This is a genomic window from Vibrio sp. TRT 1302, from assembly GCF_050113875.1.
Taxonomy (GTDB): Bacteria; Pseudomonadota; Gammaproteobacteria; order Enterobacterales; family Vibrionaceae; genus Vibrio.
Map to the genome: position 1 here is coordinate 1 of NZ_JBNJOF010000056.1, position 569 is coordinate 569.

Sequence of the window (569 nt, forward strand, 5' to 3'; positions counted from 1 at the left end):
AGCATTGCACCGAATGCTTCTAGCGCATTTTGTGACGCTTTACGTGAAGCGATGTTTGCTGGGTTAGCTTGTAGATCTGCGATGATCGCGCTGGCTTTCTCTTCCCACTCTGCTGGCAGTTCACCGTTTACGCGGCGTTTGAATTCTGCTGCAAGTTCTGGATATGCTGCTTCATAAGCTGCAAATTTCTCGTTCCACGCTGCTTCCTTAGCTGCGCCTGCTTCTTTCGCATCCCATTGCGCGTAGACATCTTGCGGAATTTCAAAAGGACCGTGCTCCCAACCAAGTTCTTTACGTGTTGCTGCAATTTCATCAGCGCCTAGTGGTGCACCGTGACAGTCGTGTGAACCAGACTTGTTCGGTGAACCAAAACCGATGATAGTTTTAGTACAGATTAGTGTAGGGCGAGGGTCAGCTTTTGCTGCAATGATTGCCGCATTGATCGCTTCTGCATCGTGACCGTCAACTGCAGGGATTACATGCCAGCCGTATGCTTCAAAACGCTTAGGTGTATCGTCAGAGAACCAACCTTCAACGTGACCATCGATAGAGATACCATTGTCATCCCA

Annotated in this window: 1 pseudogene; it reads right to left on the bottom strand. The window is 49.2% G+C overall.

What is annotated here, in order from left to right:
• Nucleotides 1-569, bottom strand: a pseudogene (locus ACQEXP_RS21260) (transketolase); the annotation flags it as partial.